Source organism: Arthrobacter sp. NtRootA1, assembly GCF_019976975.1.
Taxonomy (GTDB): Bacteria; Actinomycetota; Actinomycetes; order Actinomycetales; family Micrococcaceae; genus Arthrobacter; species Arthrobacter aromaticivorans.
Genome location: NZ_AP024630.1, coordinates 1918456 through 1942060 on the forward strand (window position 1 = coordinate 1918456; position 23605 = coordinate 1942060).

The following is a 23605-nucleotide window of genomic DNA, read 5'->3' on the forward strand; positions in this document are numbered from 1 at the left end:
CAAAAGTCCCAGCTCCCAAAAAGACCTAGCCGACCCTCGTTTGACCACAATCGATAAAACAACTGACCCAAAGGGGCTGCCTTGTCTCAGTGCTGTATCAACCCGAGCATCCTGTCCGCAGATTTCGTCAATCTTGAGGCGGAGCTGCGGCGCATCGGCAATGCCGATGCCGTGCACGTGGATGTCATGGACAACCACTTCGTTCCCAACCTGACGCTTGGCCTGCCGGTGGTACAGCGGATCCAAGCCGTCAGCCCGGTGCCCTTGGACGCACACCTGATGATTTCAGATGCTGACAGGTGGGCACCTGCCTATGCGGACGCTGGCCTTGCCTCGGTGACGTTTCATGCCGAGGCTGCCATGGCGCCCGTCAAGCTTGCCCGTGAGCTGAGGGCGCGAGGCTCAAAAGCGGGTATGGCATTGCGGCCCGCCACTCCGGTTGAGCCGTATTTGGACATGCTCAGCGAACTGGACATGCTCCTGATCATGACCGTTGAGCCGGGCTTTGGCGGCCAGTCCTTCCTGGACATCACCTTGCCCAAGATCCGCCGCGCCCGCGCAGCCATTGACGGATCCGGAATCGGCGTGGCCATTCAGGTGGATGGCGGGATTACTGAGGAAACCATCCTTCGCGCAGCTGAAGCGGGCGCAAACGTCTTCGTGGCAGGCTCAGCTGTGTACGGGGATGAAGACCCTGCCGCGGCAATCGATCGGCTCCGTGCGGCCGGGTCCAAGGCCGCAATGGCGGGCGGCTCGGCGAACCCGTGACGACCGTCATCAGATGTTACGAAGATTGCGGGGAATAGCTCAGGCATCTCCGCAGTTGTGGCAGAATAGCAACACACATACGTGCTCCGGGGTCGGTGTAAGTCCGAACCGGCGGTTATAGTCCGCGACCCGCGCGCCTTGGGATCCAAGTAATTGGAGACCGCCGGCAAACGGTTGAACCGGTGGAATTCCGGTACCGACAGTTAAAGTCTGGATGGGAGAAGCACGTACAGTCATGCTGTGTGCGTCCTGAGGGACGCCGCGCAGTGCGCTGTCGTACACCCCCGGAGCCATCGCGGCTTACTGGGAAGGAACGGCATGGACTTTCTGCGATGGCTCTTCGAAGCACAGATTCCCGTTGGAGGATCTGCGCTTGTTTTACGCGAAGTGCTTGGCAACATCTTTGGGCTCGCCAGCGCCCTCGGCGGAATGCGCCGCAAAGTCTGGGCGTGGCCTGTCGGCATCGTGGGGAATATCCTCCTGCTCACGGTCTTCCTTGGCAACGTTTTCGGTGCAGCCGCCCCCGCAACCCTATGGGGACAGGCCGCACGGCAGATCATGTTCATAGCCGTCGCCGTCTACGGCTGGTACCGCTGGCAGCAAGGCCGCCAAGGCAGCACCCAGGGACGCGCAATCGTCCCGGGCTGGGCCAGTAACAAAGTCCGCATCGCCCTCCTTGCGGCAATGGTGGCTGGAACGGCCGCCCTGACACCCCTCTTCGATGCGCTGGGTTCCTACCCGCCCGTATGGGCTGATGCTTGGACATTCACAGGGTCCCTGCTGGCCACCTACGGTATGGCCCGGGGATGGACGGAGTTCTGGCTCATCTGGGTAGCCGTTGACATAGTCGGCGTTCCCTTGCTCTTCAGCGCCGGGTACTACGCCAGTGCCGTCATGTATCTCTTCTATGGATTCTTTACGCTGACCGGTTTCTTCGTGTGGTGGCGGGCAGAGAAGCGCGAACGTGCCACGACCGCCACCGCTCCTGCTGTTGTAGGAGTCGCTCCGTGACTCTGAATCCAGAATTTTTCAATACCGCCGAGACTGCGGCCATGGATGTGGCCCTGGCAGCGGCCTTGGGCGGGCCGCGTGGAGCCAACCCGTTGGTGGGCGCCGTTGTACTCAGTCCCGGTGGAGAACAGCTCGCCGTTGGCTACCATCGGGGAGCCGGCACAGCCCACGCCGAGGCAGATGCCATTCTTGAGGCACGCCGTCAGGGCGTGGATCTCGCAGGAACCACCATGGTGGTCACCCTGGAGCCCTGCAACCACGTGGGCCGCACCGGTCCCTGCGCACAGGCCATCATTGAGGCTGGGATCTCCAAGGTGATTTACGCCGTCGATGATCCCCACGATCCCGCAGCGGGCGGCGCCCGTACCCTGCAAGCAGCGGGAGTCGACGTCGAATCCGGGCTCGCCGCCGACCAAGCGCTTAATCTCAACAGAGAATGGTTTGACGCCGTCGCAACCAAACGTCCGTTCGTCACGTTGCACATTGCCCAGACGCTGGACAGCCGCATCGCCGCAGTGGACGGTACCAGCCAGTGGATCTCCAGTCCCGAGTCCCTCGCGGACAATCACGGATTGCGTGGCCTCATCGATGCCATCCTGGTGGGCACTGGCACGGTACTTATCGACGACCCCCGTCTGACGGCCCGGGCATCCGACGGCAGCCTGGCTGAGCGCCAGCCACTCCGCGCCGTCATGGGTTTGAGGGATGTTCCCGAAGATGCGGCGGTACGCGGAACCGACGGCCTTTTTGTTCACCTCAAAACCAGGGATCCGGCGGAAGCGCTCAGCCAACTGTTCCACCAAGGCGTCCGGCACGTCATGGTGGAGGGCGGCTCCAGCATCCTCAGTACGTTCCTTGCTGCTGGATTGGTGGACGAACTGATCGTCTATCTAGCTCCGACCCTTTTAGGATCCGGAACGCCTGCGCTGAACGACCTCGGCATTACCACGTTGGCCGATGCCCAACACTGGGCCTGGGACGATGCCGGTGGCGGGGCTGTACAGAACCTCGGCAACGACCTTCGGCTGCACTTGCGGTCAATGAGATCAGCGGCCACTACACCAGCGGCCAGCACAACCAAGAATTCCATTCCGCGCAGTGAAGCTGCGGAATACGTCACAGGAGGACACTGATGTTTACCGGAATCGTTGCCGAACAGGGCACCGTCCTGGGTATTGACCGCGACGGCGATGCCAGCGCGACGTTGCGGCTGAAAGCCCCGACCAGCACCGAGGGCCTAGCCTTGGGAGGCTCCATCGCAGTCAATGGAGTCTGCCTCACCGCAACCCGGATTGACGGCCAGGATTTCAGCGTCGACGTCATGGGGGAGACCCTGGTCCGAACCACCATCGGCGAATTGGCCGCGGGCGATACCGTAAACCTTGAGCGGTGCGTCCCTGCTGGTGGGCGCCTCGACGGCCACGTGGTCCAAGGCCACGTTGACGGCGTGGGTGAGCTGCTGGAACGTGAACCGCTGGGCAACTGGGACCGTTTGCGGTTTGCCGTTCCGGGGCCGCTGGCACGGTACATCGCCGAGAAGGGGTCGATCGCCGTCGACGGTGTTTCACTGACCGTGACGGCCGTGAGCGCCGCAGCTGAAGCGTCGCCTTGGTTCGAAGTAGGCCTCATCCCTACGACTCTTGAGGAGACAGGCCTGGGGGCGAAGCCTGTTGGTGCACGGGTGAACCTGGAAGTGGATGTACTTGCCAAGTACACCGAGAGGCTCCTGTCCTTCGCTCCGCAGGGCTCCCCGGCGCACCGCGCCAGCGAGGAAACGGCCAACGTGGAAGCGGCCAGCGCGGAAACGTCCGGAAACCAGGAGGCTGCGCGATGAGCACCCCGACCAAGACGATCTCGACAGCGACGGGTCGTACAGGCCTGGATCCCGTGGAAGCTGCAATCGCGGCGATGGCTGCCGGCCACGCGGTCATCGTTGTGGACAATGAAGACCGCGAGAACGAAGGCGACATCATTTTCGCTGCCGAACATGCCACTCCCGCCCTTATGGGGTGGACCATCCGGTATTCATCGGGCGTCATATGCGTTCCGCTTGAAGCGGAACGTGCGGATGCCCTGGCGCTGCCGCCCATGGTGGCAGTCAATGAGGACGCCAAAGGCACTGCCTACACTGTTTCCTGCGATGCCGCCATCGGAGTGAGCACCGGTATTTCGGCCACGGACCGCGCATTGACGGCCCGGATCCTCGCCGATCCGCAGAGCACTCCGTCCTCGATCACCCGCCCCGGGCATATTTTCCCGCTGCGGGCGGTTAAGGGAGGAGTGCGTGAACGCCCGGGACACACGGAAGCAGCCGTGGATCTGTGTCGGCTTGCCGGACTTGCTCCGGTGGGTGTGATCGCTGAGTTGGTACATGACGATGGTGAAATGATGCGCTTGGACAGCCTGCGCGATTTCGCCGCGGAACACGGATGCCCCCTTATCTCCATTGAGGATCTGGTGGCATACGTTGACGCGGTAGAGTCCCAGACGGCACACGTTTCAGTGGCAGACGAGGAGAAGCGATGACCGCATCGACAACGCGCAGCAGCGACGACACCGAGCCCACACCCCACCCGGTGAGCGGCGGCCCGATTGTCCAGCTGCCCACCGCCTTTGGGGACTTTGTAGCCCAGGCTTGGACGGATCACGTCACGGGCGTGGAACATCTTGCCGTCAGTTCCCCCAACCCGCCCAAGGATGGCCAGGCACCACTGGTTCGCCTGCATTCCGAATGCCTCACCGGCGACGTCTTCGGATCCTATCGTTGCGATTGCGGCGAGCAATTGGCCTTTGCCTTGGAGCTCATCCACGCTGAAGGTGGGACGCTCCTGTACTTGCGGGGCCAGGAAGGGCGCGGCATTGGTTTGGCCAACAAAATCAAGGCCTACGCGCTGCAGGAAGCCGGTTTCGACACGGTTGAGGCCAACGAACAGCTTGGCTTGCCGGTAGACGCGCGCTCTTACAGCGCCGCGGGTCAGATCCTGGCCGAGATGGGCCTGCATGAGGTTCGGCTGCTCAGCAACAATCCGGACAAGCAGAACCGCCTGGCCCAGGCCGGCGTCTCAGTGGTGGAAATGGTTCCCACCGAGGTTCCTTCGCGTGAACAGAATCTTCGCTACCTGCAGACCAAGAAAGACCGGATGGATCACCGTCTGACGCTCGAAACCGAGTCTGTCGGCAACGGAAAGACCCCATCCCGAAGCCCCTTTGACAACGAACAAGACTGAACGGAATCCCAGCAAACAATGAGCGGACACGGCGCACCCACTATCGACCTCACCACCCTTAAGCCCGAGGAAACCTCGCAGCTCAAGCTCGCCATTGTGGCAGCGAGCTGGCATACCCAGATCATGGATGGACTGGTTGATGGTGCACTTCGCGCGGCCAAGGAAGCCGGCATCGCCGAGCCCACCCTGCTGCGCGTCCCTGGCAGCTTCGAACTCCCGGTTGCCGCGGCCCGGCTCGCACCGCACTTCGACGCCGTCGTGGCCCTCGGTGTTGTTATCCGCGGCGGAACGCCGCACTTCGAGTACGTATGCCAGGCCGCGACGTCGGGACTCACCGATGTCAGCGTCCGCACCGGCGTTCCGGTCGGGTTCGGCGTCCTGACCTGCGATACGGAGCAACAGGGCTTGGACCGCGCAGGCCTCCCGGGTTCCAACGAAGACAAGGGGCACGAGGCAGTCACCGCGGCCCTTGCCACGGCAGTGACGCTGAAGCAGTACAGCTGACACTGAAGCGGTACAGCTGACACTGGGTCAGCAGGCGTTGAAGGGGATGTGGGTGTGTCTTCACTCACATCCCCTTCGTCATGCAACGCCCCAACAAGCGGTGCCAGCCCCTAAGCAAGTAGTCTGTAGGGCGTGAAGAATTTCGAGACGCTGTTCGCAGAACTGAGTGAGAAAGCAGCGACCCGCCCGGCAGGCTCGCGTACGGTTGCCGAACTGGACTCCGGAATCCATGGCATCGGTAAGAAAGTGGTCGAAGAGGCCGCCGAAGTCTGGATGGCCGCCGAGTACGAATCCGATGACGCCGCTGCCGAGGAAATCTCCCAGTTGCTGTACCACCTGCAGGTCCTCATGCTCGCCAAGGGCCTCAGCCTGGAAGACGTTTACAAGCATCTCTAGCCACGCCACTCCGTCTTCAATAAGCGGAGCCAGCTGCGTGGCCGAAGTGCCTGAAAACCTCCATTCCAAACAGAAAGTCTCCCCATGCTCCGTGTAGCAGTCCCCAACAAGGGATCCCTGTCAGAAGCCGCCTCTGCAATGTTGTCCGAGGCCGGCTACCGCCAGCGCCGCGACACCCGCGAACTGGTCATGGTCGATCCCGACAATGACATTGAGTTCTTCTTCCTGCGCCCCCGCGACATCGCGGTGTATGTGGGCCAGGGAACCCTGGACGTCGGAATCACCGGACGCGACCTCCTGCTGGACGCAAAGGTGGAAGCCGAAGAACTGCTTCCCTTGGGCTTTGCCCCTTCTACCTTCCGTTTCGCCGGCCCCGTAGGTGACTTCACCGGCGTCGAACAGCTCGAAGGCAAGCGCCTCGCCACCAGCTACGACGGGCTCCTGCGCGATTACCTCGCGGATCGGGGCGTGAACGCCAAGGTGGTCCGGCTGGACGGCGCCGTCGAGTCATCAGTGCGACTCGGCGTCGCGGACGCCATCGCCGATGTCGTGGAGACGGGCAACACCCTCAAGGCAGCCGGAATGGAAATCTTCGGCGATCCCATTCTTAAGTCCGAGGCCGTGCTGATCAAGCGCACAGGTCCCGGTGGTGCCGCGAATGGCACGGCCAAGGAAATCGACGTCCTCATCCGTCGCCTGCAGGGCGTCCTTGTGGCGCGGCAGTACGTGCTGATGGATTACGACATCCGCAAGGACCTGGTGGAGGACGCTGCTGCGCTCACCCCCGGCCTTGAATCGCCCACCGTCTCCCCGCTGCGGGATTCGGAATGGGTGGCCGTGCGTTCCATGGTCCCCAAGAAGGAAACCAACCGCATCATGGATGAGCTGTACGATCTTGGCGCCCGCGCCATCCTGGTCAGCAGCATCCACGCCTGCCGTATCTGACCGGATCGCCTGAGCAGCGAACCGCAGAATTCCTGAGCAGCGCACAGCAGAATTAAGGAGCAGCACATGGCTGTAGCCGTACGCGTCATTCCTTGCCTGGACGTCGATGCCGGCCGCGTGGTCAAAGGCGTCAACTTCGAGGGCCTGAGGGACGCCGGAGACCCAGTGGAACTTGCCCACCGCTACGACAATGGCGGTGCGGATGAACTGACGTTCCTGGATGTCACAGCATCATCGGGCAACCGTGAAACCACGTTCGATGTTGTTCGCCGCACGGCCGAGGAAGTCTTTATCCCTCTGACCGTGGGTGGCGGCGTCCGGGGCGTGGCGGAGGTCGATAAGCTCCTGCGCTTCGGCGCTGACAAGGCATCGATCAACACCGCCGCTGTGGCCCGGCCTGAGGTCATCGATGAAATCACGCGCCACTTCGGCTCCCAGGTCCTGGTGCTCTCCGTGGATGCACGCCGAACCCGCGAAGGCGACGCCCCGACGTCGTCCGGTTTTGAAGTCACCACCCACGGTGGCAGGACCGGGACGGGAATCGACGCCATCGCCTGGGCCAAGGAAGCCGCGGACCGGGGTGTGGGAGAAATCCTGCTGAACTCGATCGACGCGGACGGTACCAAGGACGGATTCGACCTTGAACTGATCCGCCTTGTCCGCGGGGCCGTCAACATTCCCATCATCGCCTCCGGTGGTGCCGGTAAGCCTGAGCATTTCCCTCCAGCCGTGGAAGCCGGAGCCGATGCCGTGCTGGCAGCTTCGGTGTTCCACTTCGGTCCGGATGACATGATCGCCCAAGTCAAAGCGGCTATTCGCGAGGCTGGCTTCGAAGTCCGGTAGCTCCGCCAAAAGCAACGCGGGGTCACTTAGGGCCCATCACCGCACGGATGATGGGCCGTAAGTGACTGTGAGGATTGGGGTGGCTGGTCTGGGACTGGCTGGCAGAGTGGTAGTAGTCGTTCTGCCTCGCGGGTGTGACTCTGTAAGTGACTGGCCCTGTAGAGGGTGCCTTTGAGTGGGATCTGTCCGTCCGCGGGGTGGAGCGGCCGGTACCGCCCGGCCCACCTCGGTAACTTGATCAGAAGGTTGTCCGCCCTCAGGCGTGACTCGTCACAGTGTTGTTCCGAAGTGACCTCTACCCGGGACCGGTACCGGCCGTTTTACGGCCCTGACCACATCCGCGAATAGAGGAAGACGCCAGAACCGCCATGACTATCGTCGCGCATTCCCGTCCTTTTGTCGTCGGCGTCGACACGCACGCCAAAAACCATGTCTACGCCATCATCACCGCAGGCACCGGTGAATTGATTGCCACCCGGGCCTTCCCGACCACCGGGGCAGGCATCAACCGTGCCATCGCCTGGGTCGCGCGCCACACCGGCGCTGACCTGGCTGCCTTATGGGTCGTTGAAGGAGCCGCGTCCTACGGCGCCCTGTTGGCCGGCGCGGTCGGCGCCGCCGGCTACGAGGTCGCCGAAGCCGCGCGCATGGATGCACGTCAGGGAACCGGTAAATCCGATCCGCTCGACGCGCACCGGATCGCCGCAGCCGTTCTGCCCTTGGATGAGCAGCAGCTGCGCCAGCCACGGCTGAACGAAGGGGTCCGCGCCGCCTTGCGGGTCCTGGTCTGCGCACGGGAAGCCATGACCACCGACCGTACCCGGGCGGTCAACGCCTTGACCGCCCTCCTGCGCGTAAACGACCTCGGCCTGGATGCCCGCAAACCCCTGACCGGAGCACAGATCGCCGAGGCGTCCCGGTGGCGTTCCCGGGAGGAACCACTGGCACTGACCGTCGCCCGGTCCGAAGGGGTCCGGCTAGCCAAACGCATCAGCGAGCTCGACGCGGACATCAAAACCAACAACCGCCAAATCACAGAACTGGTCCAAATAAGCGAAGCCGCCCCGCTCCTGCAGGAACCAGGCTTCGGTCCCGTCACTGCCGCCATCTGCCTTACCGCCTGGTCCCACCACGGACGGATCCGCTCAGAAGCAGCCTTCGCGTCCCTAGCCGGGGTCAACCCGATTCCGGCGTCCTCCGGCAACACCGTCCGGCACAGACTCAACCGCGGCGGCGACAGAACCCTGAACAAAGCCCTGCACATGGTCGCCCTGAGCAGAATGACCTTCGACCCGGCCACCATCGGATACGTCCACAAACGACAAGCCGAAGGACGAACCAAAAAGGAGATCCGCCGGTGCGTGAAACGCTATCTCGCCCGACGGACCTACCGAACCCTTAACGCCACAAACACGGACCCACGCCACCCTTGACAACCATAGAAGGATCCCCGCGTTGGGTGGTTTAAAGGCCGATGTCTGCGGTTTGCAGAAGCGCGACGGCGTCCGGCTGGCCTTCGAAGGTGACGAGGGCTTGGCTTGTGCGCCCGTGGGCATGCATCAGCAGCTCGCCGGGCTCGCCGACAATCGCTACCGACACTGGAGCGCGTTTGGCCACGTGCCGGGGACCCGAAGGCCGTACCAGAACGATGCCGAGGTCCACGCCGCGGTAAAGAAAAGCCGCCCGCTTGATCAGTTCATCCCACAATGCATCCGAGTACGCTTCGTCAAGGGCCCGGGGCGCCCAACGGTCGCCTGCGCGGCGGATGTCCTCGGTGTGGACAAAATATTCAATGAGATTCGACGTTTCGTCCAGCGCCTTGATCTTCAAAGGGGAAAGGGCTGGGGGACCTGCGCGGAACGTTTTGACGAGTTCCGCGTAGTCGTCAGTGGTCTTGAGCTTGGCGGCAAGTTTGGCCGTCGCTTTGTCCGAAGCCTTGCCGAGGCTGGGGATCAGGAGGCCAATGCCCACGGCCGCTTTGCGCTCGCGCAGGTAAAGGTGCGCCGCAAGATCCCGGGTGAGCCACCCTTGGCAGAGCGTGGGGGAGTCAGGTCCGGCCGCCAGCAGGGTTTCGGCCAGTACTTCTCGGGAAGGATCGACGAAATGCATCACTTGTGAAACTAGCACGATCAGGGCAAGGTTGCGCAGTGGAACCGCCGCAGAATACGGCTCCCATCAAAGGCACTAGACTTGATCTGATGTCAGAGCAGTCCGCCCCCAGTCCATCTCCCGCCGTGGAGCTCTCCAGCGACCCCGCGGACACCCTGCCGCAGGAGATCGCCAGTGCCCTTAAACGCGACTCCGCAGGCCTTGTAGCCGCCATCATCCAGCAGCACGATACCCACGAGGTCCTCATGCTGGGCTGGATGGATGACGAGGCACTCCGCCGCACCATGACCACGGGACGAGTGACCTTCTACTCGCGTTCCCGCCAGGAATACTGGCGTAAGGGCGACACTTCCGGGCACGTACAGTTCGTGAAGTCAGTCGCCCTTGACTGCGACGGCGATGCCCTCCTGGTCCGTGTGGACCAGATCGGCGCAGCCTGCCACACCGGTACCCGGACCTGCTTCGACGGGCGCGACCTTTCGGTCGTAACGGGCCACCGCGATTAAGGCATCCCCTAGTTTCCCTGACGCACCACCTAAGACCAAAGGCGGAGAACAATAGCCATGCAGGACCTTGGAATCATCAGCCCGGGCCTGGAAGAGTTCCGCGAACTCGCCGTCCACAGCCGTGTCATCCCTGTCCGACTCAAAGTCCTGGCCGACGCCGAGACCCCCATCGGCCTGTACCGTAAGCTCGCCAAGGGCCAGCCCGGAACGTTCCTCCTTGAGTCGGCAGCCGTAGGCGGGGCCTGGTCGCGCTATTCCTTCATTGGTGCGAAGTCCCGCGCCACGCTGACCACCAAGGATGGCCAGACACACTGGATCGGTGAGCCACCAGTCGGCGTGCCCGTGGCTGGCAATCCGGTGGAAGCAGTCCGTGACACCATCGCCGCCCTGCAAACAGATCGTTTTGAAGGGCTGCCGCCCTTTACTTCCGGCCTCGTCGGTTTCCTGGGCTGGGAAGCCGTGCGCCATTGGGAGAAGCTGACGGCACCGCCGGAAGACGACCTCCAACTGCCTGAGATGGCCCTGAACCTTGTCACCGACATGGCAGTGCACGACAATGTGGACGGTACTGTCCTCCTGATTGCCAACGCGATCAACTTCGACAACAGTTCCGAGCGTGTGGATGACGCCTGGCACGACGCCGTGGCGCGGGTTAAAGCGCTGCTGGACCAGGTCAGTACACCTGTTGCCCAGCCGGTCTCGGTGCTGGAGCCGGCCGCACTGGATTTTGCGTCGAGCGTGCAGGAACGCTGGGATGAGGCCAAGTACCTGGAAGCCATCGATCGCGGCAAGGAGGCGATAGTCGATGGCGAGGTCTTCCAGGTAGTTATTTCGCGCCGCTTCGAAATGGAGTGCAAGGCAGACCCCCTGGACGTTTACCGCGTGCTGCGCAACACCAACCCGAGCCCGTACATGTACATCTTCAGCCTCGAAGATGCGGACGGCCGCGAGTACTCGATCGTGGGTTCCTCGCCGGAAGCGCTGGTGACGGTAACGGGTGGGGAAGTCATTACGCACCCCATCGCGGGATCGCGTCCCCGTGGCAAGACTGTTGAAGCTGACAAAGCCCTGGCCACGGAACTGTTGGCCGACCAGAAGGAACGGGCCGAGCACCTCATGCTGGTTGACCTTTCACGCAACGACCTCTCCAAGGTGTGCGTGGCCGGAACGGTTGACGTCACCCAGTTCATGGAGGTGGAGCGGTTCAGCCACATCATGCACTTGGTGTCCACCGTGGTGGGAGAGTTGGCTCCGGATGCCAAAGCCTACGACGTCCTGAAGGCAACGTTCCCCGCGGGTACCCTTTCCGGTGCCCCGAAACCTCGGGCCTTGCGTCTCCTGGACGAACTCGAACCCCACCGCCGTGGTATCTACGGTGGCGTCGTGGGCTACTTGGACTTTGCCGGTGACATGGACATGGCGATTGCCATCCGTTCTGCGTTGCTGCGGGAAGGCCGTGCCTACGTGCAGGCCGGAGGCGGGATTGTTGCTGACTCACACAAGCCGTCGGAAGCACTTGAAACCGTGAACAAAGCCGCCGCGCCGCTTCGGGCCGTGCACACGGCCGGTTCACTGCAGAACATTTCCGCCGAGACGGTGCCGGATGCAGGAATCCTCGACGGCGGGACCCCCGCCTCATGACCGCTGAAGCACCGGGACCCAAAGCAACCACACCGCCGCGCTGGGCACGGAAGTCAACGCTTGTTCTGGCCACGGCGCTCCTGGCACTCGCCGTCTTTGGAACCACCACCCAGACCTGGATCGAGGTACGTCTTGATCCCACGGCTGCCTCCAACAGCGACCTCCACGTTCAGGGCAGCAAGGCAGCCACGGCCGTTACTGCACTGGCACTTGTAGCGCTTGCCGGTGGGTTGGCGGCTTCCATCGCAGGACGGATCGCCCGCTGGATCATCGGGGGCCTCCTTGGCCTGTCCGCTGCCGGGATAATCCTGGCAGCCGCCACGGTCCTGTCCGATCCCCTCGGCGCAGCCCAGGGTTCCATCGCTGCGGCAACCGGCATCTCGGGAGGTCAGGCGAGCGTGGCCACAACGGTCTTCCCAGTCCTGGCAATCGTGGCCGGTGCCTTGCTCGCCGTCTGTGCGGTGGTCTTGCCGCTGGCGGGACGGCATTGGAAAACCCGGACCAAGTACGACGCCGCTGCCGTCAAGGAACGCGGTAGCGGACCAGTGGACGAGATCGACAGTTGGGACAGTCTTTCCCGGGGTGAAGACCCAACCTAGGCCGTCCAGCAATCTTTCGGGCCGGTCTGGCGCAATATGAGCGCCGGCGCCGGTCCTGACGTCGGACGATGTCCCGGCCGCCGTCAATAAATGGCAGAATGTAAGCAGTATTCATCCTGAGGAGATTCCACATGAGCAAAACCACAGTGTCCGCAAACCAAGCTACCTCCACCATGGCCAGCCACGCTGATGCCATCGGCCACGGTAACAGCCCGGCTGCCTGGACCTGCGTGATTGTGATGCTGGTCGGCGCCCTGATTTCCTCCATTGCTTTCGTCATCGCCAGCACCCCCATCTTCATCGGTGGCGTTGTGGTCATGGTGGCCGGCCTCATCGTAGGTTGGGCCATGCGTAAGGCCGGCTACGGAGTGGGTGGCAGCAAGCTGCAGAACAACGGCCACTAATCGTGACCGTTCTTGACGACATCATCGTCGGTGTCAAGGAGGACATGGAGGCCCGCCGTCGGCTTGTGTCCTTCGTTGAGCTGAAGGACCGCGTTGCAGGCGCAGCGCCCGCGCGCGACGCTTGGGCCGCCTTGGGTGGTCCCTCCTCGAATCGTGACGATCTCAAGGTCATCGCTGAAATCAAGCGTCGTAGCCCCTCCAAGGGCGACCTCGCACCAATCGACGATCCCGCGTCCCTCGCGGTGCAGTACGCAGATGGCGGAGCTTCGGTCATCAGCGTCCTTACCGAAAAACGACGTTTCGGCGGATCGCTGGCAGATCTCGATGCCGTACGTGCCGCCGTCGATATTCCCTTGCTGCGCAAGGACTTCACGGTGGACGAGTACCAGATCTGGGAAGCCCGCGCCCATGGTGCGGATCTCATTCTGCTGATCGTTGCTGCCTTGTCTGATTCGGAACTGGCTGACTTCAGCGCCCTCAGCCATGAGCTTGGCATGAACGTGCTGGTGGAGACGCACACCGAAGAGGAGATTGAGCGCGCCGTTGCAGCGCAAGCCAAGATCATCGGCGTCAACGTCCGTAACCTGAAGACGCTCGACGTCGACCGCTCAGTTTTCGGTTCACTGGCCGGTTTGATTCCGGCTGAGGCAGTGATTGTTGCGGAGTCGGGCGTGCGGACGGCTGAGGACGTCACGCACTATGCCGCGAGCGGCGCCAACGCCATTTTGGTGGGGGAGGCGCTGGTCAGCGACTCAACCCCGCGCGAACGCATCACCGAATTCAAGGCAGCTGGAGCTGCCGCCATCGCCGTCAGGAACTGAGGCAGTACCTGAAGCAAGGCGACAGCCATGAGGCAGCCCTGGCATTTGCCTGCGGCTGCCTTGTGGCACGTGGAACTACCCGATGAACTAACTGGAACAGGACGGTGAGACTGATGGTGGACGCGCCAACAGCCAGCTCGGAAGAGAATGCGGCCGACGCATTCCTGCAAGGTGGCCATTCGCTGCGCAACGCAAGCGGGCCGTACTTCGGTAATTACGGTGGCCGTTGGATGCCCGAGTCACTTATCGCCGCACTCGACGAAGTCCAGGACACGTTCGAGAAAGCCAAGGCCGATCCCGATTTCCTCGCGGAGTTGAAGGACCTCAACAAGAACTACTCCGGACGTCCGTCGCTGCTGACAGAGGCCAAGCGCTTCTCCAAGCATGCTGGCGGCGCGAGGATATTCCTCAAGCGTGAAGACCTCAACCACACCGGTTCCCACAAGATCAACAACGTCCTGGGGCAAGCGCTCCTGGCCAAGCGCATGGGCAAGACGCGGGTTATTGCGGAAACCGGCGCAGGCCAGCACGGCGTTGCCAGTGCCACCGCAGCAGCGCTTCTGGGCCTCGATTGTGTTGTCTATATGGGTGCCGAGGACTGTCGCCGCCAGGCTTTGAACGTTGCCCGCATGCAACTGCTCGGGGCTACTGTTGTTCCCGTCACCAACGGTTCGCAGACACTCAAGGACGCCATCAACGACGCCCTCCGGGATTGGGTTTCCAACGTGGAGACCACCCACTACCTGCTGGGTACGGCTGCCGGAGCACACCCGTTCCCTGCCATGGTCCGCTTCTTCCACGAAGTGATTGGCGAGGAAGCCCGCGCCCAGATCCTGGACCAGACCGGGAAGCTGCCCGACGCCATCTGTGCATGCATTGGTGGTGGATCCAATGCCATCGGCCTGTTCCACAGCTTCCTGGACGACGCTTCCGTGAAGATCTACGGCTTTGAAGCCGGCGGCGACGGCGTTGAGACCGGGCGTCACGCCGCAGCAATCTCCCTGGGACGTCCCGGTGTGCTGCATGGTGCCCGTTCCTACCTGATGCAGGATGAAGACGGCCAGACCATCGAATCCCACTCGATCTCCGCGGGACTGGACTACCCCAGTGTGGGACCGGAGCACTCGTACCTGGCGGACATCGGACGCGTGACGTACGAGCCCATCACTGACACTGAAGCGATGGACGCCTTCAGCCTCCTGTGCCGGACCGAGGGCATCATCCCCGCTATCGAGTCCGCGCACGCGCTTGCCGGTGCCATCAAGGTGGGCAAGCGCCTCACCGAGGGCAAAGAGGATCCCTCGGAGATCTCCGTGATCGTGAACCTGTCTGGTCGCGGGGACAAGGACGTGGAAACGGCAGCCGCCTGGTTCAACATGTTGGACGAAGAAGGTCACGTCAAGGGCACCACGCTGTCCACCCGTAAGCCCAAAGGTCCTGCAGAGCGCACCTCCGAAGCAGCCGTGGACGTAACCGAGGACCAGAACTGATGACTGAACAATTCGCCAGCAAATCCGCTGCCGCCATCGACCGTGCCAAGGCCGAGGGCCGGGCAGCCCTTGTCGGATACCTTCCGGCGGGCTACCCCACGGTCCAGGACAGCATCGATGCAGGCATTGCCCTGGCACGGAACGGTGCGGACCTCATCGAGATCGGTATTCCCTACTCCGATCCCGTGATGGACGGACCTGTCATCCAGGCTGCCACTACGGAAGCAATCAACAACGGTTTCCGGGTGGCCAATGTCTTCGACGTCGTTGCAGGGATCACTGCCGCTACTGACGCCGCCGTGTTGGTCATGACTTACTGGAACCCCGTCATGCGCATGGGCGTGGATGAGTTCTCCCGCCGCCTCGCTGAATCCGGGGGAGCAGGCCTTATTACCCCGGACCTCATTCCGGATGAAGCCAGTGAGTGGTTCGAGGCTTCGGACAAGTACGGACTGGACAGGGTCTTCCTGGTGGCCCCGTCATCCACGCCCGAACGCCTGGATATGACTGTCAAGGCCAGCCGGGGCTTCGTATATGCCGTCTCCATCATGGGCGTGACCGGCACACGCCAGTCCGTCAGCAGCACCGCCGAAGACGTCGTGGCACGTGCCCACGCTGCAGGTGCTGAACGGGTTTGCGTCGGCCTTGGTGTTTCCAATCCGGATCATGTCCGCGAGATAGCTGAGTATGCGGACGGCGTGATCGTCGGCACCGCTCTCGTGGCGGCCCTCCGCGACGGCGGCGTTGACGCCGTCGGCCAACTCACCAAGAACCTCAGCGCCGGCTTGGGCCGCGCAGCTGCAGACGCCTAGGAAAAAGGAAACAGCGAAGCCCAATGCAGACCGTCCTCCACGCAGCGGCAATGGTTCCACTGAGCATCCCGAGCCCATCGTGGTCCGGTTTCGACATTCCACTGCCGTGGGGGACGCTGCGTATCCACGCTTACGCCCTCTGCATCCTGGCGGGCATCATCATCGGCCTGTGGCTGACGTCTGCCCGATGGAAGCGCCGTGGAGCCCCCGAGGGTAGCCTGTGGGACATCGCCATTTGGGCGATTCCTTTCGGCATCATCGGGGGCCGCCTCTACCACGTGTTTTCGTCCCCGGATGCGTACTTTGGCCCTGGGTTCGACGGCACGGGTGACCTCTCCCTGATTCCCCAGATACAGCGAGGCGGCCTAGGTATTTGGGGTGCCGTGCTGCTGGGTGCTGTGGGCGCCTGGATCGGGTGCCGACGGGCAGGCGTCAAGCTCACGGCCTTCCTGGATGCCGCGGCTCCCGGTCTGCTGCTTGCCCAGGCGATCGGCCGTTGGGGCAACTGGTTCAACCAGGAACTGTTCGGCGCCCCCACCACGTTGCCGTGGGGACTCCAGATTGACCCTGCCAACGCCAACTTCCCAGCGGGCATGCCCGCTGACACTCTCTTCCATCCGACGTTCCTTTATGAATTCCTGTGGAACATCCTGGGCGTTGCCATACTTCTTCTGCTGGACCGGAAGTTCCGCTTCCGCCGCGGGCGCCTGTTCTGGCTCTACGCGATGTATTACACGCTTGGCCGCGTGTGGATCGAAGCCCTCAGGATCGACGATGCCGAGCAAATAGGCCTCTTCGGGATCACCACCAGGCTGAATGTATGGACCAGCATCTTCGTCTTTGTTGCGGCGCTGGTCATCTTCGTTGTTCTCGGCAGGGGAGGGCGTCCACAGCCGGACACCCCTTATTTGCCGGGCCGGGAACCTGACGCGACGCCCGCCAAAGATGAGGCATCCGTGACGAGCGTCACCAGTCATGATGTGGACCCATCTGTCTCAGATAGTGGTTCCCGTGGTAATCTCCCAGATAACCAAAGCGATCCGGGCCACGTTGACGAGCCGCAGGATGCAGCAGGAGATTCCGCAAAGGACACGCCGTCCAAGGCGGAATCGGAATCTGCTGCGACTGCCGCAAGGAAGGCCCCCGGATCCTCGCTGGAAGCTGACGACACCAAGTAGTCGCTTTCGGCAAAGGGGCAACAGAGTCACCGCTCGTAGGGCCCAGTCCACAGCGTCGTGGCACCCCGGAAACCGGATCGCAGCATACCGATGTTCACTGGTCAAGCCGGGGCCAGCGGTCTGCGTAACTGTTAGTTGCGCTTGATTGGCTGGCCTACAATTCCAATAACTAGCGCTTTGTTGTGCCCATCACAAGGGCATGCAAGGTGGGGCCAACGTTGTCCCTTCCATACGCACGATCACGAGGAAGGACGTCTCCCATGACCCATCTTCATAACCCCGGTTGGTCCGAAAATATCGAACCGCAGGGTGCCATGTCTCCATTCAAGCGCTTTGCTGCGCTTCCGGAGGCCCGGGGTCTTTACAACCCGGACAAGGAGAAGGACGCCTGCGGCCTGGCAATTATTGCCACGCTCCGCGGGGAACCGGGATACGACATCGTGGAAGCGGCTCTGACTGCCCTCCGCAATCTCGAACACCGCGGCGCCGTGGGCGCCGATGAAGGTACTGGCGACGGTGCGGGCTTGCTGATGCAGGTTCCGGACGAGTTCTTCCGGGCCGTCACCGAATTCGAATTGCCCGCCCCGGGACAGTACGTGGTGGGCACCGCCTTCCTTCCTGCTGAATCGCGCGAAGCAGCGACGGCCAAGGCCGGGATCGAGGCACTGGCAGCGGACGAGGGCCTCACGGTCCTTGGCTGGCGCGAAGTGCCCGTGGTCGCAGACCTCGTGGGTGCCATGGCACGGGCATGCATGCCGTACTTCTCGCAGCCCTTCTTTGCATCCGCTACCGGCGAGCAGCTTGAGCGCAATGAACTTGACTCCCGCGCCTGGCGAATCCGCAAGCGCGCCCAGAACAAGTACGGCGTGTACTTCCCGTCGCTCTCCTCGCGCACCATTGTGTACAAGGGCATGCTGACGACGGCCCAGTTGGAGCCGTTCTACCCGGACCTTTCGGACAAGCGCTTCAAGACGAAGCTGGCCATTGTCCACTCACGCTTTTCCACGAACACGTTCCCCTCGTGGCCCTTGGCGCAGCCGTTCCGCACCATCGCCCACAACGGTGAAATCAACACAGTCAAGGGCAACCGCAACTGGATGCGTGCACGTCAGTCGCAGTTGGCCAGCCCGCTGCTCGGCGACACCCCTGAAGAGCTGTACCCGATCTGCACCCCGGGTGCCTCGGACTCCGCCTCCTTCGATGAAGTAGCCGAGCTCCTTTGGCTCTCCGGCCGGCCGATCACGCACTCGATCATGATGATGATCCCTGAGGCGTGGGAGAACCACGCCACCATGGATCCTGCACGCCGCGCCTTCTACGAGTACCACTCGCTGCTCATGGAGCCGTGGGATGGTCCCGCCGCCGTCTCCTTCACTGACGGCAACCTCGTTGGCGCAACGCTGGACCGCAATGGCCTGCGCCCGGGACGCTACTGGATCACCGAAGACGGCCTGATCGTCTTTGCCTCGGAAGTGGGCGTCATCGAGGTGGAGCCTTCCAACGTGGTCAAGAAGGGTCGCGTCGCCCCGGGCAAGATGTTCCTGGTGGACACCGAAGCCGGACGCATCATCGACGACGCCGAGGTCAAGGCCGAGGTCGCAGCAGCCAACCCGTGGGCCGAATGGCTCAAGGACAACCTGATCGACATCAACGAGCTCCCCGAGCGTGAGCACGTACGCCACACCGCTGCATCGGTGAACATCCGCCAGCGGACCTTCGGCTACACCACCGAAGAACTGAAGATCCTGCTCGGCCCCATGGCCCGTACGGGCGCCGAGCCCTTGGGTGCCATGGGTTCCGATACCCCGGTTGCGGTGCTGTCCAAGCGTCCGCGCCTGCTGTTCGACTACTTCGTGCAGTCCTTCGCCCAGGTCACCAACCCGCCGCTGGACGCAATCCGCGAAGAGCTGGTGACGTCGCTGAAGTGCGCCATCGGACCCAACGGCAACCTCTTGGATGGCAAGCAGGTCCGCCAGCCGCAGATCTCCCTGCCGTTCCCCGTGATCAACAACGATCAACTCGCCAAGATCTCGAACATCGAAAACGCCGACGGCGACCGCATCGCCATGAAGGTACGCGGCCTTTACCGCCCGGAGGGTGGGGAAGCGGCACTGCGTGCCCGCCTGACAGAGATCTGCGAGCAGGTTTCCGGCGCGATCAACCGTGGCGTGCAGTACGTTGTGTTGTCCGACCGTGACTCGAACGCGCAATGGGCACCCATTCCGTCGCTCCTGCTGGTCAGCGCCGTCCACCACCACTTGCTCCGCAGTGCCAACCGCACCAAGACGGCACTCGTGGTTGAGGCCGGCGACGTCCGCGAGACTCACCATGTTGCCGTGCTCATTGGCTATGGCGCATCCGCAGTGAACCCCTACCTCGCCATGGAATCGGTGGAACAGCTGATCTCCAACGGCGACGTTGAGGGCGTGACTCCGGAAGACGGCGTTTATAACCTCATCAAGGGCCTCGGTAAGGGTGTCCTGAAGATCATGTCCAAGATGGGCATCTCCACTGTTGCTTCCTACACCGGCGCCCAGACTTTCGAGGCACTGGGCCTTTCGCAGGAACTCGTTGACGAATTCTTCTCGGGTACGCACTCCCAACTGGGTGGCGTGGGCCTGGACGTTATTGCGGCGGAAGTTTCGGCACGGCACCAGATGGCGTACCCCGAGGGCGGCATCGAGCACCCGCACCGCCCGCTCCTGGGTGGCGGCGAATACCAGTGGCGCCGTAACGGTGAACCGCACCTCTTCAACCCGGAGACTGTGTTCCGCCTGCAGCACGCTACCCGTGAGCGTCGCTATGACATCTTCAAGGCCTACACCAAGGGCGTTGACGACCAGTCCGAGAATTTGATGACCCTGCGTGGGTTGCTGAAGTTCAAGAGCGACGTCCGTCCGGCCGTGCCGCTCGAGGAAGTGGAGCCCGTCTCCAGCATCGTCAAGCGTTTCTCCACTGGCGCCATGAGCTACGGCTCCATCTCCAAGGAAGCCCACGAGACACTTGCCATCGCCATGAACCGTTTGGGCGCAAAGTCCAATACGGGTGAAGGTGGCGAAGACGTTGACCGCCTGCTGGATCCGGAGCGCCGCTCTGCCATCAAGCAGATCGCTTCCGGCCGCTTCGGTGTCACCAGCCTCTACCTGACCAACGCTGACGACATCCAGATCAAGATGGCCCAGGGCGCCAAGCCCGGCGAGGGTGGCCAGCTGATGGCCCAGAAGGTCTACCCATGGGTAGCCCGGACCCGCCACTCCACGCCCGGCGTCGGACTCATTTCCCCGCCCCCGCACCATGACATCTACTCGATCGAAGACCTCGCGCAGCTCATCTACGATGCCAAGCGTGCCAACCCTTCGGCCCGGGTACATGTGAAGCTGGTTTCGGAAGTCGGGATCGGCACCGTGGCCTCCGGCGTGACCAAGGCGAAGGCCGACGTCGTGCTTGTTTCAGGTCACGACGGCGGTACCGGCGCCTCGCCGCTGAACTCGCTGAAGCACGCAGGCGTGCCGTGGGAACTTGGCCTGGCCGAGACCCAGCAAACGCTCATGCTCAACGGACTCCGCGACCGCGTGGTGGTTCAGGTGGACGGCCAGCTCAAGACCGGCCGTGACGTGGTCATTGCCGCCCTGCTGGGTGGCGAAGAGTACGGTTTCGCAACGGCTCCGCTGGTTGTCTCCGGCTGCATCATGATGCGCGTTTGCCACCTGGACACCTGCCCCGTTGGTGTTGCCACCCAGAACCCGGAACTGCGTTCGCGGTTCAACGGCAAACCGGAGTTCGTGGTCAACTTCTTCGAGTTCCTCGCAGAAGAAGTCCGTGAAATCCTGGCAGAGCTCGGGTTCCGCAGCCTCGAAGAGGCGATCGGCCACGCCGAGGTACTGGACACCCGCGAAGCGATCGACCATTGGAAGGCCGAGGGCCTGGACCTGGATCCGATCCTGCATGGCCTTGAGTTTGACGACGACGTGCCGCTGCGCAACATGACCACCCAGAACCACGAGCTGGACAAGCACTTCGACCAGCGGCTCATCACCATGGCCGCCGAAGCGCTCAGCGACCGCATGCCCGTCAAGATCACGCTGGACGTCATCAACACGGACCGTTCCGTGGGCACGATGCTCGGCCATGTGGTGACCAAGACGTTCGGCACCGACGTGCTCGCGACGGACACGATCGACATCACGCTCAACGGCACCGCCGGCCAGTCACTTGGTGCCTTCCTGCCTGCCGGCATCACGCTGCGCATGTACGGAGACTCCAACGACTACGTTGGCAAGGGCCTCTCTGGCGGACGCATCATTGTCCGCCCGGACCGTACCAATGTGTTCCAGGCCGAGCGCAACGTCATTGCCGGTAACGTCATCGGTTACGGTGCAACGAGCGGCGAGATGTTCCTCCGTGGCCAGGTTGGTGAACGCTTCCTGGTGCGTAACTCGGGTGCGACCGCCGTCGTCGAAGGTATCGGCGATCACGGATGCGAGTACATGACCGGTGGCCAAACCCTGATCATTGGCCGTACCGGACGCAACTTCGGTGCCGGCATGTCCGGAGGCACCGCTTACGTGCTGGACCTGCAGCATGAGCGCGTCAACAAGGATGCGCTGGACTCCGGCGAACTTCAGCTCCTGGAGCTGGACGCCGAGGACCGCGACATCGTCCATGGCCTGCTCACCAAGCACGCCGAAGAAACCGAATCCGTCCTGGCCGGCCGTTTGCTCGAGAACTTCGACGACACCGCCGCCCGCATCACCAAAGTACTGCCACGCGACTACGCTGCAGTCCTGCAAACCCGTCTCGACGCCATCGAAGAGGGCCTTGACCCCGACGGCGAAGAAGTATGGTCTCGAATCCTGGAGGTAACCGGTGGCTGATCCACGCGGATTTCTGAAAGTCCGGCAGCGCGAGACGCAGCCACGCCGTCCCGTTCCGGTCCGCATCATGGACTGGAAGGAAGTGTACGAAGCCCAGGAAAAGGGCGTCCTGAAGAGCCAGGCCGGCCGCTGCATGGACTGTGGCGTGCCGTTCTGCCACCAGGGCTGCCCGCTGGGCAACCTCATTCCTGAATGGAACGACCTCGTGTGGCGGGACAAGGGCGAGGAAGCGATTGAGCGCCTCCACGCCACGAACAACTTCCCGGAGTTCACCGGCCGTCTGTGCCCGGCACCCTGCGAAGCGTCCTGCGTGCTTGGCATCAACCAGCCTGCTGTGACCATCAAGCAGGTTGAGGTTTCCATCATCGATGAAGCCTTCGACAACGACTGGGTCCACCCCCTTCCGCCGACGCGCCTCACAGGCAAGACGGTCGCCGTGGTGGGCTCCGGTCCTGCAGGTCTCGCAGTTGCCCAGCAGCTGACGCGCGTTGGTCACACAGTTGCCGTGTACGAACGCGACGACAAGATCGGCGGCCTGCTCCGCTACGGCATTCCCGACTTCAAGATGGAGAAGGACCAGGTTGACCGCCGCCTGGAGCAGATGAAGGCCGAAGGTACCCGCTTCCGCACCGGCGTCGCAGTCGGTACGGACGTTACTTGGGAACAGCTGCGCCGCCGTTACGACGCCGTGGTGATTGCTACCGGGGCCACAGTTCCGCGCGATCTGCCCATTCCGGGCCGTGACCTCGAAGGCGTTCATTTCGCCATGGACTACCTCGTTCCTTCCAACCGCGTCGTGGCGGGGGAGAGCCCCGAAAATCACATCGACGCCCGGGGCAAGCACGTGGTCATTCTCGGTGGCGGCGATACCGGTGCAGACTGCATCGGTACAGCGCACCGTCACCAGGCCGCCTCGGTCACGACGCTCGCGATCGGCAAGCAGCCGCCTCTCGAGCGCGCAGGCCACCAGCCCTGGCCGACGTTCCCCACACTCTTCGAGGTCGCCAGCGCCCACGAAGAAGGTGGCGAACGCACGTACCTGGCGTCCACCGTGGAATTTGTTGGCGAGAATGGCAAGCTCACCGGAGTCAAGGTTGCCGAGACGGAATTCGTGGATGGCAAGCGCCTCCCGAAGGCCGGCACCGAGCGGATCATTCCCGCCGACCTCGTCTTCCTGAGCCTGGGCTTCACCGGTGCTGAACCGGCCGGTATCACCGAGCAGGTCAGTGCAGAATTCGACGGTCGGGGCAACGTAGCCCGCGACGGCTACTACATGACGAACACCGAGGGTGTGTTTGTTGCCGGTGACGCCGGACGTGGCCAGTCCCTGATTGTGTGGGCCATTGCCGAAGGCCGTGCGTGCGCGGCGGCAGTGGACAAGTTCCTTATGGGAAGCACAATCCTTCCGGCACCGGTCGCCCCCACCGATCGGGCAATCGCGGTCTTATAGCGCCGGTAGGAATGATCTTTAACTCAA

The 23605-nt window shown here is 62.8% G+C and carries 22 protein-coding genes and 1 riboswitch; of the genes, 21 read left to right on the forward strand and 1 reads right to left on the reverse strand.

What is annotated here, in order from left to right; translation table 11 throughout:
- Positions 1–81 precede the first annotated feature (81 nt).
- From rpe to LDN90_RS08850, 11 genes are all read left to right on the forward strand, one after another.
- Positions 82–768, forward strand: a complete 687-nt coding sequence (gene rpe, locus LDN90_RS08800; protein ID WP_223948691.1) for a ribulose-phosphate 3-epimerase — start codon at positions 82–84, stop codon at positions 766–768.
- 77 nt (positions 769–845) lie between these two features.
- A riboswitch (FMN riboswitch) is annotated at positions 846–999 on the forward strand.
- Positions 1000–1086: 87 nt separating this feature from the next.
- Positions 1087–1779, forward strand: a complete 693-nt coding sequence (pnuC, locus tag LDN90_RS08805; RefSeq protein ID WP_223948692.1) for a nicotinamide riboside transporter PnuC — start codon at positions 1087–1089, stop codon at positions 1777–1779.
- Positions 1780–1820: 41 nt separating this feature from the next.
- The gene (gene ribD / locus LDN90_RS08810) at positions 1821–2912 is read left to right on the forward strand and encodes a bifunctional diaminohydroxyphosphoribosylaminopyrimidine deaminase/5-amino-6-(5-phosphoribosylamino)uracil reductase RibD (RefSeq protein ID WP_223949269.1); all 1092 of its coding nucleotides are present in this window, start codon (positions 1821–1823) and stop codon (positions 2910–2912) included.
- Complete coding sequence (locus tag LDN90_RS08815) at positions 2912–3613, forward strand: riboflavin synthase (RefSeq protein ID WP_223948693.1); 702 nt, start codon at positions 2912–2914, stop codon at positions 3611–3613. Before ribD ends, LDN90_RS08815 begins: the two co-directional genes overlap by 1 nt.
- Positions 3610–4305: a 3,4-dihydroxy-2-butanone-4-phosphate synthase gene (ribB, locus tag LDN90_RS08820; protein WP_223948694.1), complete on the forward strand. Its 696-nt coding sequence runs from the start codon at positions 3610–3612 to the stop codon at positions 4303–4305. Before LDN90_RS08815 ends, ribB begins: the two co-directional genes overlap by 4 nt.
- Positions 4302–5006 (forward strand): GTP cyclohydrolase II, encoded by a 705-nt coding sequence (gene ribA, locus LDN90_RS08825; protein ID WP_223948695.1) that lies wholly within the window; start codon positions 4302–4304, stop codon positions 5004–5006. The genes ribB and ribA overlap by 4 nt, the downstream gene beginning before the upstream one ends.
- 18 nt (positions 5007–5024) lie before the next feature.
- On the forward strand, positions 5025–5510 hold the full coding sequence (gene ribH, locus LDN90_RS08830; protein ID WP_223948696.1) for a 6,7-dimethyl-8-ribityllumazine synthase: 486 nt from the start codon (positions 5025–5027) through the stop codon (positions 5508–5510).
- Positions 5511–5642: 132 nt separating this feature from the next.
- The gene (locus LDN90_RS08835; RefSeq protein ID WP_223948697.1) at positions 5643–5906 is read left to right on the forward strand and encodes a phosphoribosyl-ATP diphosphatase; all 264 of its coding nucleotides are present in this window, start codon (positions 5643–5645) and stop codon (positions 5904–5906) included.
- 84 nt (positions 5907–5990) lie between these two features.
- Positions 5991–6851 carry an ATP phosphoribosyltransferase gene (gene hisG / locus LDN90_RS08840; protein WP_216923204.1) on the forward strand — a complete coding sequence of 287 codons (861 nt, stop codon included), beginning with the start codon at positions 5991–5993 and terminating at the stop codon, positions 6849–6851.
- Between the two features lie 66 nt (positions 6852–6917).
- Complete coding sequence (gene hisF, locus LDN90_RS08845) at positions 6918–7694, forward strand: imidazole glycerol phosphate synthase subunit HisF (RefSeq protein WP_223948698.1); 777 nt, start codon at positions 6918–6920, stop codon at positions 7692–7694.
- Between the two features lie 368 nt (positions 7695–8062).
- Complete coding sequence (locus tag LDN90_RS08850) at positions 8063–9127, forward strand: IS110 family transposase (RefSeq protein WP_216927813.1); 1065 nt, start codon at positions 8063–8065, stop codon at positions 9125–9127.
- A gap of 31 nt (positions 9128–9158) precedes the next feature.
- On the opposite strand, the gene LDN90_RS08855 is transcribed toward LDN90_RS08850, so the two are convergent.
- Positions 9159–9803, reverse strand: a complete 645-nt coding sequence (locus tag LDN90_RS08855) for a TIGR03085 family metal-binding protein (protein ID WP_216923805.1) — start codon at positions 9801–9803, stop codon at positions 9159–9161.
- A gap of 89 nt (positions 9804–9892) precedes the next feature.
- Between LDN90_RS08855 and hisI the strand changes: the two genes are divergently transcribed.
- From hisI to LDN90_RS08905, 10 genes are all read left to right on the forward strand, one after another.
- Entirely contained in the window at positions 9893–10309 is a 417-nt protein-coding gene (gene hisI, locus LDN90_RS08860) for a phosphoribosyl-AMP cyclohydrolase (RefSeq protein ID WP_216923208.1), read from the forward strand.
- Positions 10310–10366: 57 nt separating this feature from the next.
- Positions 10367–11950 carry an anthranilate synthase component I gene (locus LDN90_RS08865; RefSeq protein ID WP_223948699.1) on the forward strand — a complete coding sequence of 528 codons (1584 nt, stop codon included), beginning with the start codon at positions 10367–10369 and terminating at the stop codon, positions 11948–11950.
- Positions 11947–12549 carry a Trp biosynthesis-associated membrane protein gene (locus LDN90_RS08870; RefSeq protein ID WP_223948700.1) on the forward strand — a complete coding sequence of 201 codons (603 nt, stop codon included), beginning with the start codon at positions 11947–11949 and terminating at the stop codon, positions 12547–12549. The genes LDN90_RS08865 and LDN90_RS08870 overlap by 4 nt, the downstream gene beginning before the upstream one ends.
- Positions 12550–12680: 131 nt before the next feature.
- Positions 12681–12953, forward strand: a complete 273-nt coding sequence (locus LDN90_RS08875; protein ID WP_216923214.1) for an HGxxPAAW family protein — start codon at positions 12681–12683, stop codon at positions 12951–12953.
- A gap of 2 nt (positions 12954–12955) precedes the next feature.
- Entirely contained in the window at positions 12956–13774 is an 819-nt protein-coding gene (gene trpC / locus LDN90_RS08880) for an indole-3-glycerol phosphate synthase TrpC (RefSeq protein ID WP_223948701.1), read from the forward strand.
- Positions 13775–13887: 113 nt separating this feature from the next.
- Complete coding sequence (gene trpB, locus LDN90_RS08885) at positions 13888–15264, forward strand: tryptophan synthase subunit beta (RefSeq protein WP_223948702.1); 1377 nt, start codon at positions 13888–13890, stop codon at positions 15262–15264.
- Positions 15264–16076: a tryptophan synthase subunit alpha gene (trpA, locus tag LDN90_RS08890; RefSeq protein WP_216923226.1), complete on the forward strand. Its 813-nt coding sequence runs from the start codon at positions 15264–15266 to the stop codon at positions 16074–16076. Before trpB ends, trpA begins: the two co-directional genes overlap by 1 nt.
- Positions 16077–16099: 23 nt before the next feature.
- Positions 16100–17254 carry a prolipoprotein diacylglyceryl transferase gene (gene lgt / locus LDN90_RS08895; protein ID WP_223948703.1) on the forward strand — a complete coding sequence of 385 codons (1155 nt, stop codon included), beginning with the start codon at positions 16100–16102 and terminating at the stop codon, positions 17252–17254.
- Between the two features lie 260 nt (positions 17255–17514).
- Complete coding sequence (gene gltB / locus LDN90_RS08900) at positions 17515–22128, forward strand: glutamate synthase large subunit (protein ID WP_223948704.1); 4614 nt, start codon at positions 17515–17517, stop codon at positions 22126–22128.
- A complete protein-coding gene (locus tag LDN90_RS08905; protein ID WP_216923231.1) occupies positions 22121–23578 on the forward strand; it encodes a glutamate synthase subunit beta in 1458 nt (485 codons plus the stop codon). Before gltB ends, LDN90_RS08905 begins: the two co-directional genes overlap by 8 nt.
- Positions 23579–23605 lie beyond the last annotated feature (27 nt).

Coding starts and splice junctions, on each gene's coding strand:
- pnuC (WP_223948692.1), top strand. CDS start 1,087: ATGGACTTTCTGCGATGGCTCTTCGAAGCACAGATTCCCGTTGGAGGA.
- ribD (WP_223949269.1), top strand. CDS start 1,821: ATGGATGTGGCCCTGGCAGCGGCCTTGGGCGGGCCGCGTGGAGCCAAC.
- LDN90_RS08815 (WP_223948693.1), top strand. CDS start 2,912: ATGTTTACCGGAATCGTTGCCGAACAGGGCACCGTCCTGGGTATTGAC.
- ribB (WP_223948694.1), top strand. CDS start 3,610: ATGAGCACCCCGACCAAGACGATCTCGACAGCGACGGGTCGTACAGGC.
- ribA (WP_223948695.1), top strand. CDS start 4,302: ATGACCGCATCGACAACGCGCAGCAGCGACGACACCGAGCCCACACCC.
- ribH (WP_223948696.1), top strand. CDS start 5,025: ATGAGCGGACACGGCGCACCCACTATCGACCTCACCACCCTTAAGCCC.
- hisG (WP_216923204.1), top strand. CDS start 5,991: ATGCTCCGTGTAGCAGTCCCCAACAAGGGATCCCTGTCAGAAGCCGCC.
- hisF (WP_223948698.1), top strand. CDS start 6,918: ATGGCTGTAGCCGTACGCGTCATTCCTTGCCTGGACGTCGATGCCGGC.
- LDN90_RS08850 (WP_216927813.1), top strand. CDS start 8,063: ATGACTATCGTCGCGCATTCCCGTCCTTTTGTCGTCGGCGTCGACACG.
- LDN90_RS08855 (WP_216923805.1), bottom strand. CDS start 9,803: ATGCATTTCGTCGATCCTTCCCGAGAAGTACTGGCCGAAACCCTGCTG.
- hisI (WP_216923208.1), top strand. CDS start 9,893: ATGTCAGAGCAGTCCGCCCCCAGTCCATCTCCCGCCGTGGAGCTCTCC.
- LDN90_RS08865 (WP_223948699.1), top strand. CDS start 10,367: ATGCAGGACCTTGGAATCATCAGCCCGGGCCTGGAAGAGTTCCGCGAA.
- LDN90_RS08870 (WP_223948700.1), top strand. CDS start 11,947: ATGACCGCTGAAGCACCGGGACCCAAAGCAACCACACCGCCGCGCTGG.
- LDN90_RS08875 (WP_216923214.1), top strand. CDS start 12,681: ATGAGCAAAACCACAGTGTCCGCAAACCAAGCTACCTCCACCATGGCC.
- trpB (WP_223948702.1), top strand. CDS start 13,888: ATGGTGGACGCGCCAACAGCCAGCTCGGAAGAGAATGCGGCCGACGCA.
- trpA (WP_216923226.1), top strand. CDS start 15,264: ATGACTGAACAATTCGCCAGCAAATCCGCTGCCGCCATCGACCGTGCC.
- lgt (WP_223948703.1), top strand. CDS start 16,100: ATGCAGACCGTCCTCCACGCAGCGGCAATGGTTCCACTGAGCATCCCG.
- gltB (WP_223948704.1), top strand. CDS start 17,515: ATGACCCATCTTCATAACCCCGGTTGGTCCGAAAATATCGAACCGCAG.